Raw genomic sequence first — 15,676 nt, 5'->3', positions numbered from 1 at the left:
TTCGAATCGAGGGCGATCCATGACGAGTCCGCCGGTGGTCGAGATGATCGGCATCGACAAGGCGTTTCCGGGTGTCCACGCGCTGCAGCGCGTGAACTTCCGGCTGTTTCCGGGCGAGATCCACGCGCTGATGGGCCAGAACGGCGCCGGCAAGTCGACGCTGATCAACGTGCTGACCGGCGTGCACGCGCACGACGCGGGCGAGATTCGCGTCGGCGGCGCGCCGGTGAGTTTCGCCGCGCCGCGCGAGGCCGAGGCGGCCGGGATCCAGACGCTGTACCAGGAAGTGAACCTGTGCGCGAACCTGTCGGTCGCGGAGAACATCTTCGCGGGCCGGCAGCCGATGCGGCGCGGCGCGATCGACTGGAAGACGATCCACGCGCGGGCACGCGATGCGCTCGCCGAGCTCGACCTGTCGCTCGACGTCACGCGTTCGCTCGACGCGTATCCGATCGCGGTGCAGCAGATGGTCGCGATCGCGCGGGCCGTGTCGGTCGACGCGCGCGTGCTGATACTCGACGAACCGACGTCGAGCCTCGACGACGGCGAGGTCGCGCGGCTGTTCGACGTGCTGCGCCGGCTGAAGGCGTCGGGCATCGCGATCCTGTTCGTCACGCACTTTCTCGAACAGACCTACGCGGTGTCCGACCGGATCACCGTGATGCGCAACGGCGAGCGCGAGGGCGAGTACCTCGCGCGCGACCTGCCGGTCGACCTGCTGGTCGCGAAGATGACCGGCCGCGAACCGATGTCCGGCACGCTGCAGGCGGGCGCGGCGGCCGTGCAGCGCGATGCCGATGCGGCCGCGCCGTTCCTGTCGATGCGGCAGGTCGGCCGGCGCGGGATGATGAGCCCGCTCGATCTCGACGTGCGGCCCGGCGAAATCGTCGGGCTGGCCGGGCTGCTCGGCTCGGGGCGCACGGAGACCGCGCGGCTCGCGTTCGCGGCCGAGCGCACCGACACCGGCGCGATCGAGATCGACGGCGCGCGCAAGCGGCTCGCGTCGCCGCACGACGCGGTCCGCAACGGGATCGCGTATTGCCCGGAGGATCGCAAGAAGGAGGGCATCGTCGCCGCGCTGTCGATCCGCGAGAACATCGTCCTCGCGCTGCAGGCGCGGCGCGGCTGGTGGCGGCTGATCAGCCGTGCGCGCCAGCGCGAGCTCGCCGACACGTACATCGCGCGGCTCGGCATCAAGGCGCGCGACGCGGAGCAGCCGATCGGGCTGCTGTCGGGCGGCAACCAGCAGAAAGTGCTGCTCGCGCGCTGGCTCGCGACGGAGCCGAAGCTGCTGATCCTCGACGAGCCGACCCGCGGCATCGACGTCGCCGCGAAATTCGACATCATGGAGCGCGTGCTCGCGCTGTGCGCGCAAGGGCTCGCGATCCTGTTCATCTCGTCGGAGATCAGCGAAGTGGTGCGCGTGAGCCACCGGATCGCGGTGCTGCGCGACCGCCGCAAGGTCGCCGAACTGACCGGTGCCGACGCGTCGGAGGAACACGTGTATCAACTGATTGCGGGAGGCCGGTCATGATGCGGCTTCGTGCCTTGCTTCGTCATCCGCTCGTGTGGCCGGTGCTCACGCTCGCGCTGCTGTTCGCGCTCGACGTCGCGCATCGGCCGGGCTTCCTGTCGATCGCGCTGCTCGACGGTCACCTGTTCGGCGCGCCGGTCGACATCCTGAATCGCGCGGCGCCGCTCGTGATCGTGTCGCTCGGCATGACGCTCGTGATCGCGACGCGCGGGATCGACATCTCGGTCGGTGCGATCGTCGCGATCGCGGGCGCCGCCGCGGCGATCGTGCTCGACGGCGATCCGGCGCGGGTCGGCACGGCGCTCGCCGCCGCGCTCGGCGTCGGCTTGCTCGCCGGCGCATGGAACGGCGTGCTCGTCGCGTTCGTCGGGATGCAGCCGATCATCGCGACGCTGATCCTGATGGTTGCCGGACGCGGCATCGCGCAGCTGCTGACCGGCGGGCAGATCATCCCGATCGGCGCGCCCGGCTACCTCGCACTCGGCGGCGGCTATCTCGCGGCCGTGCCGTGCGCGGTCTGGATCGCGCTTGCGACGATCGCGGCGAGCGCGCTGCTGGTGAACCGTACGGCGCTCGGCCTGTTCATCCGCGCGATCGGCGTGAACCCGGTCGCGACGCGGCTCCTGGGCTTGCGCGCGGGGGCGGTCGTGTTCGGCGTGTATCTGTGCTCCGGCGTGATGTCGGCGCTCGCCGGCATCCTCGCCAGCTCGAACGTGCGCAGCGCCGACGGCAACAACGCGGGGCTGCTGCTCGAGCTCGACGCGATCCTCGCGGTGACGCTCGGCGGCACGTCGCTGCTCGGCGGCCGCTTCAGCCTCGCCGGCTCCGTGCTCGGCGCGCTGATCATCCAGACGCTCACCTACACGACCTATTCGATCGGCGTGCCGCCTGAGGCGACGCTCGTCGTGAAGGCGATGGTCGTGATCGTCGTGACGCTGATCCAGTCGGACGCGGCGCGCGCGCTGGTCGTCCGGCACGCGTCGCGGCTGCTGCCTTCCGCGCGTTCGCGCGCCACCACCGGAGCGACGCCGCGATGAACCGATTCCTCGCACGGCTCGCCGACCCGCGCACGCTGCCGATCGTCGTGACGATCGTGCTGTTTGCCGCGCTGTTCGGCTTCGGATCCGTGATGTATACGGGTTTCTTCTCGATGCAGGTGCTGACCGGGCTGCTCGTCGACAACGCATTCCTGCTGATCGTCGCGATCGGGATGACGTTCGTGATCGTGTCGGGCGGCATCGACCTGTCGGTCGGCTCTGTCGTTGCGCTGACAACGATCTTCTGCGCGGTCGGCGCCGAACGATGGCACTGGCCCGTCTGGGCGATCGTGCCGCTCGTGCTCGTGTTCGGCGCGCTGTACGGTGCCGCGATGGGCGCGCTGATTCATTACTTCCGGCTGCAGCCGTTCATCGTCACGCTGGCCGGGATGTTTCTCGCGCGCGGCGCGTGCTTCCTGATCACGACGCAGTCGATCACGATCAACGAGCCGACCTTTCATGCGCTCGCGGGCATCAGCGTGCCGGTCGGTGGCGGGACGCTGAGCGCGGGCGCGCTGATCGCGCTCGCGACGCTGGCCGCCGCGATCTACGTCGCGCATTTCACGCGCTTCGGCCGCAACGTGTATGCGATCGGCGGCAACGAGCGCTCGGCGCTGCTGATGGGGCTGCCGGTCGCGCGCACGAAGGTCGGCGTGTATGCGCTGAGCGGCTTCTGTTCGGCGCTCGGCGGTGTGGTGTTCACGCTGTACGTGCTGTCCGGCTACGGGCTGCAGGCGCAGGGAATGGAACTCGACGCGATCGCCGCGACCGTGATCGGCGGCACGCTGCTCACCGGCGGAGTTGGGTACGTGATCGGCTCGGTGTTCGGCGTCGGCATCCTCGGCACGATCCAGGTGCTGATCACGTTCGACGGCACGCTGAGCTCGTGGTGGACGCGGATCGTGATCGGCGCGCTGCTGTGCGTGTTCTGCCTGCTGCAGCGGATCATCGAGCGGCATGCGGCGCGGCGGCGGAGCGGCGGCACCGGGCTCGATCCGAAACGGCGCAAGCGGGAAGTCGCGCAGGACGCGTCAGCTGCGCCGGGTGACGATGCGGCGCTGGTGTCGACGATGCGGCGGGTGTGGCGGGTGTGGCGCTTCACGCCGTCGGCGGCGCGCCGGTGACGGTTATGCAGGTTCGGGTATATCCATATCTGGTTCGGCGTTGAACGGCGTATGTTTCGACGCATCGGCGATGCCGATGTGTTTCAGCAACGCGGTCCGCCGCTCGACCGCGTGCAGGTCCGGCGCATCGAGCGGCTACCGTACCGCCTGGACGAACGCCACATGCATGCTCGTCGAGTCATGCCACGATATCGGCAAGGCGGCCGTTGCCGGCGAGCACGGCCGGTTCGTCGAGCGCCGCGCCGGCCGGCCGTCACGAGTGTTTGGGGACGACCGCCGGACATGTCGGCGCCCCGAAGTGACGATCAGAACCGGTGACGCAGCCCCAGATTGACCAGGGCCTGCTTTTTCGTGCCGTTGTAGCCGTATGAACCGATCGACGCCTGCGCCGGCACCGCACCGCCGGCACCGTCCCCGGTATTCCCGCTTGCATGCTGATAAGCGGCCGTCATGTAGACATCCGTACGCTTCGACAGGTTGTAGTCGGCACCGACCGATGCCTGGTGGTAGTGCGCCGCGGTGTCGCCGCCCGACTTCGTGAAGCTGTAGCCGACCCCGACGAGCAGCGCCGCGGACGCCTGATAGTTCAGGAAGCCCTGGGCGGTGTTGTAGTGTTCGTTCTTCGCGAACACCGATGCGCCGTCGCGTCGATATTGGGCGTTGCTGTAGCCGGCGCCCACGGTGAACGCACCGATCACATACTGGCCGGCCACGCGAGCGATGCCGATGGAATGGGCCGTCTGGTAGCCGGTATTGATCGCGCCGTCGAACGTGCCGTCCGATGTGCTCGACCATGTCGTGCGACTGCCCGTGACGGGATTCGCGTTGGCTGCATAGAAGTAGCCGCCGGCGAGGCTCAGCGGACCGTTGGCGTACGACACGCCGGCCGAATACGACTGCTTCGAGCCGGTGCTGCCCGCGACACCGCCCAGCGAGTACATCGCCTCGAACTGGAGTCCGGCGATGACGGGCGACGTGTATTTGACCGCGTTGTCGACGCGGAAGCTGTTGTCGTAGTTGTCGACATCACCGGCGGTGGCGAACACGCTGCCGAAGTAGTTGTCGGCGGTAATCGGCTGCACGAGGTCGATCAGCGGATCGTATTGGCGACCGAGCGTGAGCGAGCCATACTGGTTGCTGGTCAACCCGACATAGGCCTGGCGGCCGAAAATGCGGCTGCCCTGACCGAGGCCGCCCGTACTCGGATTGAAACCGTTTTCCAGCTGGAAGATCGCCGCCAGGCCGCCGCCGAGATCTTCCGAACCCTTGAGCCCCCAACGACTGCCCGACAGATTGCCGGCGCTGCTGTTGCCGAGCGCCCAAAGGTTCTTGCCGCCATCGGCGTTGCGCACGTACGTGAGCGACGTGTCGATCGTCCCGTAAAGCGTCACGCTCGACTGCGCGTGGGCTACGCCGCCCATCGCGACCGACGCGATCGCAAGGACAGGAAAAAATGCGTGTTTCATGGTCTCTCCTTTTGCAAGCATGCCTGCGTTCAAATGAGCGGAAGCAGACTACATCGAGAGATTTCTAGTGCGAAATTAAAATGGCGAGGTGTCTCCAAAAAATAACGGAGAGTGATGCATTTCGGTTCGTACAGGCTGGTCGAATTGACGATGTCTTTGATCGAAGTGGAGTGTGCGGAGAGAAGGGAGGGTGATTTTTTTCGATGAATAAATGAGGGTGCAGCGGGTAACATAGTCGTGATACGCCAATGATTTGATTTAATCGGACTTCATGGATTTTTTGGAGCGATTTTCGACTTTATTATTGGCGAGTCCGGGGCGAGCCGGCGCGGAGTCGGCACTCTCGTTCGTCGTGCGGCCTCATCGTCCGGGGTATGTGCCGACTCTTCGGGAAACCGTGCCGAGGCGTATCGAAAGATCCGGAGCGAGACGTGCGCGGAGTCGGACCGGCAAGGAAACCGCATCGAGTGATGGTGGTGCAGACACGCTCATTTCCGAGGCTGGGGTGCAGTGCATTCTGCATGCTTTGTCTACAGGCGCTGCGGTATTAACTCATGGTTGTTCCGCAAGCGACAGCATCCGGGAAGGAAGGCGTTTTCAAACTGGGTGCCACATCGGAAAATTCCGGTTATGGGCGTTGCAGACGCAGGAATCAATTGCCGGAAAATTCGAAGACGATGGCGAACCGATAATCGCTGCACGATGAGCGAGATCGATGTGCGGGTCGACCGTTCAATCGAATGGTGTATGTAAAGCCTGTTCGACGACGCTTCACAGCGAGAGCAATCATCGCGACCGAAGTCATGCCGGCAGGAATTCGATTCCCGAGCGTGATTGGTTGAGGCGAGCGCCGCCAAGCGTCGGATGTCAACGCGCACGTTGTACGATTACACCCGTGACAATTCGTTTTCCTTAGCGATTGGCAGGGCGATATCTCCGATTCGCGAGTTGCCGCATGCGCCTTCGAGCGATCGACGACCCGGCAAGCATCACGATCGGCCGGCGGCAGAGTCGCATGTTCCGGAAACCGATGGCCCCGGTGATGTGACGCGCGGGCCGTGGCGCACGTCGGGTTTGATGTTACGAAATATTCGGGCATTCCCAGTCGCGCGGATTTATCTGCCGAAATTCGGCTATCATCGGCAAATAATATTTCGAATGCATCTGGAAGAATTTACTTAATATAGGCAAACGTTAAAGCGCTTGCCATCTATGATTTTTTCGTATCGCGCTTGCATGGTAAAGCTTGCAAGGTAATATCCCCTCCCGCAGAGGGAGGCATTGCGCATATTTTTTTGTCTCATCCCCTCCAGCCGTCGAGGCGGCGGACAACGCGAACGCGTCGATTCCTTATGACCAATGCTGTAAGGATCTGTAAGGAACTGAACGCATGTTCTATTTCCGGAGTGAAACATGCACTGCTCGTTGTGTTGCAAAAATGTTTCGTCAATGATCTGGATCAAATCTCCATGACTTTGTGCCGTCACGCCAGCTCCTATTCCTGATTATCAACAAATAATTGGTTCCATATCATCGCCTTGACTGATTCCGTCAACAATGAGGCGGGATCGGACACCGACGGATCGGCCGACGATTTAGCCGCATATGATGCGCTGCAGAAAATGCAAAAAATTGTTAAGAGGCCGAGATGATGCAAATAGCGCCGAACGAAACGACTACGGGGTTCAGAGTGAGTGGTGACCGGGGAAGAAGCGTCGGTCGTCGGCGGGACAGCGTCATCATCCTGCTGCTCGACGGATTTTCGATCATGCAAATGGGCCGGCTGGCCGCGGTATTCGAACTTGCAAATCAGCTCGAAGGCGTGAACGTCGCGTTTGCCGATCGCTATGAATTGCGGCTTTATTCCAGTCACGGCGGTGCCGTTCGTTCGTCGTCGGGTGTACAGATCTGGACGGAAGCGGCTCGTCCGCTCGATGCGAGCAGTGTGCAGGCCATGTTCGTGCTCGGTGGACAGGGGCGGGCAAGCGGCCTCGACGATGCGTTCATCAGCTGGTTGCAGCATGCCCATCAGCGCGCCCGCGTGGTCAAGGGCGACAATGCCGGCGCCGAAATGCTGACGGCGATTCGCCTGAACCAGAAAGTTCCGGAAGTCGTGCCACAGGCGGTGCTTGCCGTTGGCGGTACGGGCGAATCGGGGCCATCCGACGACGATGGCGAAGGCATGTTCGCGGCCGCGTTGTCGATCGTCGTGCGTGACGCCGGCTACGAAGTCGCGCAAGAGATCGTTTCGTACATGATGCCGGGGGCGAACCGGAAATTTGCGAGCGTCCTGTTCGGGGCGCAGGAGGCGCGAGCCAGTGAATTGATTCGCGCGGCCGCTCAGCATCTTCGAGCCAACAGTGCGAATCGCATCTCGATCGCCAATGCAGCGCAGGCCGCTGCGATGAGCGAGCGGAATTTCCTGCGGCGCTTCAAGAACGAAATCGGCGTGACGCCAACCGAATTCGTGCTGCGGGTGCGGCTCGAAAAGGCATGCTCCATGCTGGTCGAGACGGATTTGCCCGCCGACAAGGTCGCGCGGCGGGTCGGCCTCGGCAGTGGAGACCGGCTGGCCAAGCTGTTCCGCCAGCATCTGTCGATGTCGCCGACGGAGTATCGCGCGGCCGCTCGGGACAGAATGTTCGCGTCGGTTGGCGGCTCGGACATTCGCAACGGTACATCGTCGCTTTGATGCCCGCGCCGGGCTAACGACCGGCGTCGGGTAGTCGATTTGTCCGCCGGAGCAGCGTTCGCCCGATTTCAGGCGGACGTGCCGAAGTAGGTTCGCGTATTCGAATGGACCGTTTGATCGGCGACGATCTCGTCGGCGGTCGCCCATCGGTAGGCAGTGTGCTGGGCATTCGGCAGCGACACGAGGTCGAACGTGCCGCGGAGCTTGTATCCCATCACCACATAGTGCGTCGAGATGCCCGGTTCGCCGCCAAAGTTGTCATCGTAGAGGTGATCGTAGATGCCGATCAGTTCGGCATCGGCACGCTCCAGACCGCTACATCCGAGTTCGTCGCGCGCGATGCGATTGAACGCATCGTCGAGACGCTCGTTCTTGCGAATCCGGCCGCCCGGCACGAACCAGAAACCCTGCGCGGGACGATTGACACGGTGACCGAGTAGATACGCGCCATCGCCGTTCGAGATGATCAGGTCGATCGCAACGAGCGGGGTTGCGTCGACGACGCGCAAGAAAGTGTCCAGCGGAAGCATGGCGGATGGGCTCCTGGAAGTCTGTCGAAGTGCATCGGCATCGTTGCGCGTTCGAGGCGACTCGGTCACGACGATGACATGCCGGCTTCGTCGATGAGCGAACGTTGAATGTCCGTCTGCACGCATCTCATCATGGCCAGTCGAGATTTCGCTCGTCGGCCAAAACACCGAAGCAATCCGCCAATTGCAGGAAGCAAATCGGGCGTGACGGCGCAATGCCCGTCGAGAAACGTGTGCGCGTGCATCAATACATTTTCATTCGGCCATGATCGTGGTCGAAGCCGCCATTCCGTTTTGAAACGGTCGATTCGACGTTACGCTTTTGTCTGGCCTTTCGAGGAGACGCGTTCACCCCGGAACTCTCCTCGGAATTTTGCCTGCGTGCCGTGTGGCACGCAGGCCTTTTTATTCATCACGGGTCGAGCTGCACGTACGGTGAATGTCAGTCGCCGTCGTTCGAGTCGTGGATCCGCAAGACGATCCGTCTGGCCTGGCTTCGAACATTGCGAAGCAGTGCGAACATTGTTGCACGCGCGTGGTGCTTCGCGTCGCGCGCCATCCGGAGGAAACGTACGGTAACCGGTTGGCGGAATCGTCGGATCAATTGTCATGTCCGGCATGCTGCATTGCAATGTACGCTATCGGCATCGAACCGCGCGCCATCTGATGCGCGGTATCTCGCCGAAAACGGAGCATCGCCGCCATGAACGTCGCGCTTCTTATCTTCTCGAGGATTTGCTTCATCTGGATTCTCGTCTACCTCGTCTTCAGCACCGCGTCCGGCCTTTGGGCCGGCGCACGTCATGGTCAGGGGCTGCTGCTGCTCGAATTTCAGTCGCGCCGGGCCCGCGGCTCGCGTGAGGTGGCGCGAGCTCGAATCTTGAAAAGGATGGCGCTGTCGGCGCTGTTCGCGCTACCCGTGGCGATTGCGTCGCTCGTTGCGAGCGCGGTGATGTCGTAGACGCCCGGCTCGCGTGTGCGTCGTCATGCGGCTGGAGTGAGTACCAGCCGGCTCGAACAAAAAAATACAATGAACTGAAGGGGCGGCGGATTGCTGCATCGCGTCGTCAGCGCGTTTCGCCAGGCGCCGGGCTGGCGGATCCGGGCTAATCGGCTTTGCGCGGCACCCGTGGCCGAATACGACGCATCGATGCAGGCTGATCGTCAACGACGCCGATCGCGTTGCGCCACCGTACTGTCGAGTTCCACGGCCGAATCGACTGATCCACGACGATGCCCGTCTGCACATGATCGTGTCGCACCACATTGCTTGCCGTCGTGATTCATGCACGAAGGTGCCGCGCATCTTGCCGAACGCCTGACCGCCCGTGGGGCGCACCACGACGCTTCGATCACCGAACGACTGCCGTCGGATATCACTCGCTCGTCGTGCGAGCGCCGCTATTTATGCAAGCTCTTCGTCATCCGTTTCGCGGCGGCGAGGTAGTCGAAAAACGCCAACATTTGGCCGATCAGGGAATTCCCGCAGACTAATCCGACGACTGTTTGTTCGAATCGGCCAGTGTTTAAACGCCATTCGGCGCCCTCGGTATGATGCGTCGCAACGGAGTAAAAAACGACGACCGAAGTTGATTGGACTGATTGTCCGAGAGCACGCCATGACGCACACGAGTGTCGATCATTCGGGAGATGAAGCGGCAGCAGATGTTGGGGGAAAGCGGTCACGCAGGAATCGGGATATCGGCGTTGTCGTCTTCGACGGGTTCTCGTTGTTTGCGGCGGGCGCGGTATTCGAGGTGTTCGAAGTAGCCAATGAAATCTATGCGCCGCGCGCGACAGGGCTTCCGCTGTACGACATTCGCTTCTATTCGTCGAAAGGTGGAAACATCGTCTGGTCGTCGGCCATCAGCGTGCGGACATTCGCATGCGATGCGGGCTCGGCGCACGCATTCGATGCGCTCTTCGTCGCGGGTGGCGAAGGTGCGCGGCGCGCGTCGCGCGACGCCCGGGTGATCGACTGGTTGCGGATCGTGCTGCCGAAGGCGGGCATGGTCGAGACGATCGGCGAAGGCAGGATGTTGATCGATGCGGCGCTGAATGGCTCGCACGTGATCGACGCAGTGGATGCGGTGCGCGTGGGTCGCGGCGGCTACGAGCCGGCAAGAGCCGCATTGGCGCTCATCGAACGTGACCTGGGTGGCGACGCGGTGCGAGGCATTGCGGCGCGGCTCGCGCTGAGCGACGCATTCGAGCCGGCCGAGCAGGAGGGTGAAGTGCGCAATGGCACGCCTGCCGATCGGATCCGCGCGACGGCGAGCTGGTTGCGCAAGAACTGTGGAAGAGCCATATCCGTCAGCGATGCAGTGCGGGTTGCTGCAATGAGCGAACGGAACTTCCTGCGGCATTTCAAGCAGGAAATCGGCGTGACGCCGTCCGAATTTCTGCTGCGGGTTCGCCTGGAGCGCACGGTGCAGATGTTGATGGAAACCGACTTGCCGATCGGCACGATCGCGCGGCAATGCGGGTGGGGGAACGGTGATCGACTGGCCAAGATTTTTCGGCGACACCTCGACGTGACACCCTCGGAATACCGGTTCCAGGCGCGCTCGGGCCAGACGGAACTGGAGTTGTAGAGAAGGCTGGATAAGCTTCGGCGAAGGGACGGAGCTCATTCCCGGATTTTCAGATCGAATTATTGCCTGAGAGAATAGGAGTGCAGATTATGTCGGCATCCATCGAAACAGAGGGCGGCGAAACAGGACCGGTCGGCTCCGGTCGCGGCGACGCAGTCGACGTGAAGGTCAGCGTCGCGCCCGTCGTTCTCGCGGGCGGATCGGGGTCGCGCTTGTGGCCCATGTCGCGCGAACAGTATCCGAAGCAGTTGATCGGCGTACTGGGTGCGGATTCTCTGCTTCAGGCAACCGTCCAGCGCATGACGGGTTTTTCGATCGAAGCAGGCGATGTAGCGGCGCCCATCGTCGTTTGCGGCGACGAGCATCGTTTCGTCACGGCGGAGCAGCTTCGCGCCAGCGGGCTCGATGCCCGCGTCATCGTCGAGCCGGCCCGGCGCGATACGGCGCCCGCACTGACGCTGGCGGTCGCTGCCGCCAGTGCGGACGGGAAGGACGCGATCGTCGTCGCGATGCCGGCCGATCACGCCATTGCCGATACCGCCGCGTTTCATCGTGCGATCGCACTCGCGGTGGAGCACGCGCGGCGCGGCGCGATCGCGACGCTTGGCGTGCCGCCGACCCGGCCCGATTCGGGGTTCGGCTACATCAAGATCGGCGAGGCCCTTGGCGCCGGTGCGCACCGCATCGAGCGATTCGTCGAGAAGCCGGCCGCCGAACTCGCGGCGCAGTACGTCGAATCGGGCTCGTACTGGTGGAACAGCGGCATTTTCGTCGTGCGCGCGAGCGTTTGGCTCGACACGTTGCGCACGCTCCAGCCCGATATGCACGCCGCATGCCTCGCGGCACATGTGGACGGCAAGCACGATGGTCCTTTCTTCCGGCCGCATGAGGATGCCTTTCTCAAGTCGCCGTCGGATTCGATCGACTACGCGGTGATGGAACGCCTCGTGTCCGACACGAGCCTGGTGGAGGGCGTGGTCGTGCCGCTCGATGCGGGCTGGTCGGATCTCGGCTCGTGGGATGCGGTTTGGGAGGCGCTCGACAAGGATGCGGACGGCAACGTCGGGCGCGGCAAGGTCGTGTTCGAAGGTGCGACGTCGAGCTTCGTGCATTCGGAAGGGCGGCTCGTCGCATGTGTCGGCATGACCAATGCGGTGGTGGTCGAAACCGCCGACGCGGTGCTGGTGGCGGACCGCTCGCGCGTCCAGGACGTGAAGGGCCTCGTGAACCGGATCCGCGCGCAACAGGCGCCGGAAGCCGACACGCACCGGAAGGTGCGCCGCCCGTGGGGCTACTACGACTCGATCGATCACGGCGCCCGATTCCAGGTGAAGCGCATCGTCGTGCATCCGGGCGGACGGTTGTCGCTCCAGCTGCACCACCACCGTGCCGAGCACTGGATCGTCGTGAGCGGAACTGCGCTCGTTACCCGCGGCGACGAGCAATTCATGCTCGGCGAAAACGAGTCCACCTTCATTCCGCTTGGTGTGACGCATCGGCTCGAGAACCCGGGAAAGTTGCCGCTCGAGCTCATCGAAGTCCAATCGGGATCGTATCTCGGCGAGGACGACATCGTGCGGTTCGACGATACGTACGGGCGTGCGTAATGCCCCGATTCGACTGTGATCGTTGGCGTCAGACGGGAGATTGAAATGTTCGGTCTACAAGGCTTGATGGCTCGACTCGTGGATATCGCGTTGATCGTCGCCGGCTCGTTGCTTGCGTCGCAATTTCGCTATCAGACGGTTTCCGAGGGGCACTTCGACAGCGCACTCGTCACGTTCGCGATCGCGTTCACGCTGGTGCTGTTTCCGGTATTCGGCGTGTACGAATCGTGGCGGGGACGGTCGATGCTGAGGTTGAGCGGGAAGATCTCGCTCGCGTGGCTCGTCGTTCAGGCGTGCGGGATCGTGTTGATGTTCTCGCTCCATCGCTCGGACGTGATTTCCAGGCTGTGGTTCGTGTACTGGACCGCGATGACGGGGGGCGCACTGATCGCGTCGCGAATCGGCACGCATCTGTTTTTGCGCAGTGTTCGTCATGCGGGCATCAACCTGCGCAGTGTCGCGGTTGTAGGACACGCTCAGCACTGCCAACAGGTGGTTCGAAACATCGAGGAGTCGCCGGCGAGCGGATTTCGGCCGGCGGCTGTATTCGACCTGCGCCCCGTTACCGCGAATGCCTCGCATCGCTTGCCGGTATTCACGGAGCTCGATGCGTTCGCGCAGTTCGTCCGGGAGAACGGTGTCCAGGAAATCTGGCTCGCGCTGCCTTTGTCGGAGGAGGCGACCGTTCTGCGGTTCGTCAATACGTTCGGCGACGATCTCGTGAACATCCGCTTCATTCCCGACGTGCGCAGCGTCGCGCTGTTCGACGGCGCGATGATCGACCTCATCGGCGCGCCGGCGATCAATCTCGTGGCGTCGCCGCTTCCGCGTCATGCAATGTGGCAGAAGGAGGTGTTCGATCGCCTGTTCGCCGCAGTCGCGCTGGTGGCGCTGCTGCCGCTGATGGTGCTGATCGCCATCGCGGTGAAGTTGTCGTCGCGCGGGCCGGTGTTCTTCAAGCAATACCGCAAGGGTGCGGACGGGCGCAAGTTCCAGATCCTGAAGTTCCGCACGATGCGCGTGCACGCCGAACAGGCTGGCGTAGTCACGCAGGCGACGAAGAGCGACTCGCGCATCACCCGTGTGGGACGCTTTCTCAGGCGAACCAGTCTCGACGAGCTGCCGCAGTTTCTTAACGTGCTGCGCGGGGAGATGTCGGTGGTCGGGCCGAGGCCGCATGCGATTGAGCACGATCGGCTTTATCAGAAAGTCGTCGACGGGTACATCCATCGTTATCGGATCAAGCCGGGGATCACCGGATGGGCCCAGGTGAACGGGTATCGCGGGGAAACCGATCGTCTCGAGAAGATGCAGAAGCGTGTCGAGTATGACCTTTATTACCTGCGGAACTGGTCGTTCGCGCTGGATATGCGGATCGTGTTGGCGACGGTGGCGAAGGGGTTGGTGAATGCGAATGCTTATTGAGCGGTGATGGAAGTCGATGCAGGTACATGCAGTTCAACAAGAACCGGGGAAGATCTGATGGGATGTTTCTGGCGAGGGCCCGACGAGTCGACGAAGCGGATTCGTCGAAACACTGCCCGAATCATGGCTGCGGCGGCAGCTAGCACGATGTTGGCGGGCTGCGGCATCGCGCCTGGGATGCGCATGGCGTCGCCTGCGACGCTGCCTGTAGCGAGTGGCGATGCGCAGACGCCGCAAAAAGATGTCGACGTACCTATTACCGATATCAACCTTAATCTGATTCGGCAATTGCGGGATGCGGACGCCAATGCCGGCGACAGTCGGATTCTCAGCCTGATCGGCAAGCCACCGCCATATACGCTCGGTGTCGGCGACGTGCTGCAGATCACGGTTTGGGACCATCCGGAATTGTCCGGCGCAGTGGCGACGCAGACGCAGAGCGCGGTTCGTCCGGCAGATCCGGCATCTGGCTTCGTGATCAGCGAGGACGGTAACCTGACATATCCATATGCCGGAACGATGCATGTGATCGGACTTCGTGTCGACCAGGTGCAGGCGAAGCTCTACGAGCGACTCGCGTCGGTCTTCAAGCGGCCGCAACTGACGGTTCGTATTGCGTCGTTCCGATCGCAGCAGATTTATGTTGACGGTGAAGTGCATACGCCTGGCCCGCAGGCGATCAGCGACATTCCAACGACTTTGTACGACGCCGTCAGTCGAGCGGGCGGCTTTTCTCAGACAGCGGACCAGAGCCGAATGGTGCTGGTCCGGAATGGAACAACTTATCCGATCAATTTTCCGCAGCTGCTCGCACAAGGGAAGAACCCGGCAAGCATCATGTTGAAGAGTGGCGACCTGCTGCGCGTCGTGTCTCGTGACGACAACGGCGTCTATGTGATGGGCGAAGTGTCGAAGCCCGCAACTGCTATCCCGATGCGTAACGGGAAGCTGTCGCTGAGCGATGCGATTTCCCAGGTCGGCAGTCTCAACAGTGCGACGGCCGACGCCGCGCAACTGTATGTCATTCGTGGGTCCAGTGATACGGCCCCGCAGGTCTTCCATCTGGACGCGCGCTCTCCGGTCGCGATGATTCTGGCGAATCAGTTCGAGTTGCAGCCGAAGGACGTCGTCTACATCGACGGCAACGGGCTGGTGCGAATCAGCCGCGTGTTGAACCTGCTGTTGCCGGCAATCAATGCCGGTCTGTATGGTGCGGTCGCGACGAAATGAAAGCCACGATTCTGGTTGTCTGCGAAGGGAACATCTGTCGAAGCCCAATGGCGCAAGGCCTGTTGGCTTCAAAGCTGTCGACCATGCGCATCGTATCGGCGGGCCTGAGTGCATTGTCCGGCAGACCCGCAGATTCGACGGCGGTCGAGTTGATGGCCGAGCGCGGCATCGACATCAGCGGCCATATCGCATCGCCGGTGAACCTGCAATACGTGCGCGACGCCAGCTTGGTGCTCGCGATGACGATGGAACAAAAAAGGAGGCTTGAAGAGGGTTATGCCTTTGCCAAGGGCAAGGTGTTTCGTCTGGGGGAAAGCAACGGCGAAGACGTGATCGATCCGTATCGACAGGATCGCGCCGTATTTGAAGCGTCGATCGCTCAGATCGAGCATTACGTGTCGAGCTGGATCGACACAATTATTCGAATATTTCATTGA

General features: G+C 62.8%; 12 protein-coding genes. 10 read left to right on the top strand and 2 right to left on the bottom strand.

The features are described 5' to 3' along the window. Nucleotides 1–19: 19 nt before the first annotated feature. Genes U4012_RS32170 through yjfF form a run of 3 tightly spaced genes read left to right on the top strand, consistent with a single transcriptional unit; the run spans nt 20 to nt 3,695 of the window. Entirely contained in the window at nt 20–1,534 is a 1,515-nt protein-coding gene (locus U4012_RS32170; RefSeq protein ID WP_257775629.1) for a sugar ABC transporter ATP-binding protein, read from the top strand. After that, nucleotides 1,531–2,571, top strand: a complete 1,041-nt coding sequence (locus U4012_RS32165; RefSeq protein ID WP_321803603.1) for an ABC transporter permease — start codon at nt 1,531–1,533, stop codon at nt 2,569–2,571. Before U4012_RS32170 ends, U4012_RS32165 begins: the two co-directional genes overlap by 4 nt. After that, nucleotides 2,568–3,695 carry a galactofuranose ABC transporter, permease protein YjfF gene (yjfF, locus tag U4012_RS32160; RefSeq protein WP_321803601.1) on the top strand — a complete coding sequence of 376 codons (1,128 nt, stop codon included), beginning with the start codon at nt 2,568–2,570 and terminating at the stop codon, nt 3,693–3,695. Before U4012_RS32165 ends, yjfF begins: the two co-directional genes overlap by 4 nt. 305 nt (nt 3,696–4,000) lie before the next feature. Here the strand turns inward: yjfF and U4012_RS32155 are convergent, their stop codons facing one another. After that, entirely contained in the window at nt 4,001–5,161 is a 1,161-nt protein-coding gene (locus U4012_RS32155) for a porin (RefSeq protein ID WP_321803598.1), read from the bottom strand. A 1,648-nt stretch (nt 5,162–6,809) separates the two neighbouring features. Here U4012_RS32155 and U4012_RS32150 point away from each other — a divergent pair. Continuing rightward, nucleotides 6,810–7,853: a GlxA family transcriptional regulator gene (locus tag U4012_RS32150; protein ID WP_185640906.1), complete on the top strand. Its 1,044-nt coding sequence runs from the start codon at nt 6,810–6,812 to the stop codon at nt 7,851–7,853. A gap of 68 nt (nt 7,854–7,921) precedes the next feature. Here the strand turns inward: U4012_RS32150 and U4012_RS32145 are convergent, their stop codons facing one another. Then, nucleotides 7,922–8,383: a GDP-mannose mannosyl hydrolase gene (locus tag U4012_RS32145; RefSeq protein ID WP_044846982.1), complete on the bottom strand. Its 462-nt coding sequence runs from the start codon at nt 8,381–8,383 to the stop codon at nt 7,922–7,924. A 703-nt stretch (nt 8,384–9,086) separates the two neighbouring features. Here U4012_RS32145 and U4012_RS32140 point away from each other — a divergent pair. From U4012_RS32140 to U4012_RS32115, 6 genes are all read left to right on the top strand, one after another. After that, nucleotides 9,087–9,344 (top strand): hypothetical protein, encoded by a 258-nt coding sequence (locus U4012_RS32140; protein ID WP_321803595.1) that lies wholly within the window; start codon nt 9,087–9,089, stop codon nt 9,342–9,344. A 658-nt stretch (nt 9,345–10,002) separates the two neighbouring features. After that, nucleotides 10,003–10,977, top strand: a complete 975-nt coding sequence (locus U4012_RS32135; protein ID WP_321803593.1) for a GlxA family transcriptional regulator — start codon at nt 10,003–10,005, stop codon at nt 10,975–10,977. A gap of 89 nt (nt 10,978–11,066) precedes the next feature. Further along, nucleotides 11,067–12,584 carry a mannose-1-phosphate guanylyltransferase/mannose-6-phosphate isomerase gene (locus U4012_RS32130; protein WP_321803591.1) on the top strand — a complete coding sequence of 506 codons (1,518 nt, stop codon included), beginning with the start codon at nt 11,067–11,069 and terminating at the stop codon, nt 12,582–12,584. A gap of 45 nt (nt 12,585–12,629) precedes the next feature. Then, nucleotides 12,630–14,009, top strand: a complete 1,380-nt coding sequence (locus U4012_RS32125) for an undecaprenyl-phosphate glucose phosphotransferase (RefSeq protein ID WP_124921554.1) — start codon at nt 12,630–12,632, stop codon at nt 14,007–14,009. 57 nt (nt 14,010–14,066) lie between these two features. After that, nucleotides 14,067–15,239, top strand: a complete 1,173-nt coding sequence (locus tag U4012_RS32120; RefSeq protein ID WP_415750423.1) for a polysaccharide biosynthesis/export family protein — start codon at nt 14,067–14,069, stop codon at nt 15,237–15,239. After that, on the top strand, nt 15,236–15,676 hold the full coding sequence (locus U4012_RS32115) for a low molecular weight protein-tyrosine-phosphatase (protein WP_321803589.1): 441 nt from the start codon (nt 15,236–15,238) through the stop codon (nt 15,674–15,676). The genes U4012_RS32120 and U4012_RS32115 overlap by 4 nt, the downstream gene beginning before the upstream one ends.

This window comes from Burkholderia sp. BCC1988, assembly GCF_905339895.1.
GTDB lineage: Bacteria > Pseudomonadota > Gammaproteobacteria > Burkholderiales > Burkholderiaceae > Burkholderia.
This window is presented reverse-complemented; position numbering and strand designations above follow the sequence as displayed.

Excerpts from the sequence above, each read along its gene's own strand:
- U4012_RS32170 (WP_257775629.1), top strand. The coding sequence starts at position 20 with ATGACGAGTCCGCCGGTGGTCGAGATGATCGGCATCGACAAGGCGTTT.
- U4012_RS32165 (WP_321803603.1), top strand. The coding sequence starts at position 1,531 with ATGATGCGGCTTCGTGCCTTGCTTCGTCATCCGCTCGTGTGGCCGGTG.
- yjfF (WP_321803601.1), top strand. The coding sequence starts at position 2,568 with ATGAACCGATTCCTCGCACGGCTCGCCGACCCGCGCACGCTGCCGATC.
- U4012_RS32155 (WP_321803598.1), bottom strand. The coding sequence starts at position 5,161 with ATGAAACACGCATTTTTTCCTGTCCTTGCGATCGCGTCGGTCGCGATG.
- U4012_RS32150 (WP_185640906.1), top strand. The coding sequence starts at position 6,810 with ATGATGCAAATAGCGCCGAACGAAACGACTACGGGGTTCAGAGTGAGT.
- U4012_RS32145 (WP_044846982.1), bottom strand. The coding sequence starts at position 8,383 with ATGCTTCCGCTGGACACTTTCTTGCGCGTCGTCGACGCAACCCCGCTC.
- U4012_RS32140 (WP_321803595.1), top strand. The coding sequence starts at position 9,087 with ATGAACGTCGCGCTTCTTATCTTCTCGAGGATTTGCTTCATCTGGATT.
- U4012_RS32135 (WP_321803593.1), top strand. The coding sequence starts at position 10,003 with ATGACGCACACGAGTGTCGATCATTCGGGAGATGAAGCGGCAGCAGAT.
- U4012_RS32130 (WP_321803591.1), top strand. The coding sequence starts at position 11,067 with ATGTCGGCATCCATCGAAACAGAGGGCGGCGAAACAGGACCGGTCGGC.
- U4012_RS32125 (WP_124921554.1), top strand. The coding sequence starts at position 12,630 with ATGTTCGGTCTACAAGGCTTGATGGCTCGACTCGTGGATATCGCGTTG.
- U4012_RS32120 (WP_415750423.1), top strand. The coding sequence starts at position 14,067 with ATGGGATGTTTCTGGCGAGGGCCCGACGAGTCGACGAAGCGGATTCGT.
- U4012_RS32115 (WP_321803589.1), top strand. The coding sequence starts at position 15,236 with ATGAAAGCCACGATTCTGGTTGTCTGCGAAGGGAACATCTGTCGAAGC.